Source organism: Paenibacillus sp. N119s, from assembly GCF_059447605.1.
The window spans coordinates 1-1,135 of the sequence record NZ_JCAJRU010000454.1 but is presented as its reverse complement, the minus strand read 5'-3'; the positions used below and the strand labels follow the sequence as shown (position 1 = coordinate 1,135).

Sequence of the window (1,135 nt, the reverse complement as noted above, 5' to 3'; positions counted from 1 at the left end):
AGACATTTGTTTTACAATATGAGGAGACCGATTGGGCGTTTTTAAAACGTCTCGCTTCTCGCTTTGGTTCCGTACTCGTGCCAGAAGTAACCGCAGCCTCGCCCAAGGTTTTCTTCGGAATGCCTAAAGGCAAACAGCATAAGGTGGAGCGAGATGTATTTTATCAAGTACGTAAAACGTTTCATGAACTGGATGCCGAAAAGCTAGGAGAACAACGTGCTGGCTCGTATGTCACCTATATGATTGAAAGTCTGCAATACTATGCGCTTGGCGACCTCATTACGTTACCCATTGGACAAGGTAAAGAGTTGGTCGTGGTTCGAGCAGTGACTACGCTAGCGGACGGCCTACTACGCACCCGTTATGATCTTCAAGCTGAACAAGATATCCGCTATGCGCGGTATGAAAACGATCAGGCTACTGGAATTTCGCTGATAGGAACGGTGCTGAAGGTACAGCAGGATTTTGTACAGCTTCAACTGGACATTGACCCGAAGCAAGATCCTGCCAAAGCGTGCTGGTTTCCCATCGCCACCCGTTATGTCGCGGAAGAACATAGTGGCTGGTTCGATATGCCTGAGATCGGGGAACAGGTGGAATTGTATCTGCCCACCCACCGCGAACAGGATGCCTATGTCACGGATTCGCTCCGACAACAACGCCACGCAAATGGACAGCCGAATGTGAAGGTATGGCAACATGTGCAAGGTAGCGGCGTCGAAATGTCTGAGCATGAGCTGAACCTATCCACCTCCGGTGAATTTTCCATTACACTGCATGAAGGTAACGGCATTACGATTGACAGTCCCGGGAATGTGCAAATTCAGGGTGGACATGTAAAGCTTGTTGCTGGACAGGAACTTTCACTGGAAGCTGGAACGGCGCTGTATCTAAAAGGCGGAGCCAGCAGCATGGTATTGGATGGTGAGACAGACACCAAAGCCCCAGTGATTTATCAGGAAGGTACGGTGAAGGCACCTGTTTTCGTAGCTGACCTCCCTCCTGTGCCTGAGCCGCCACTCATGAGCATCAAAGCCTATGAGGCCGCACAAGCTGCATCAGCAGCCAAGGATTCATCTAGCAGCCAAGCCTCTCCTCCTAAAGCAAAAGTCACCAGTCCAGCAAAGCTTCAACA

General features: G+C 50.1%; 1 pseudogene. It reads left to right on the top strand.

Annotation, left to right across the window (positions count from 1 at the left end):
• Positions 1–1,135 (top strand): annotated as a pseudogene (locus AC5V8P_RS25690) (hypothetical protein); the annotation flags it as partial.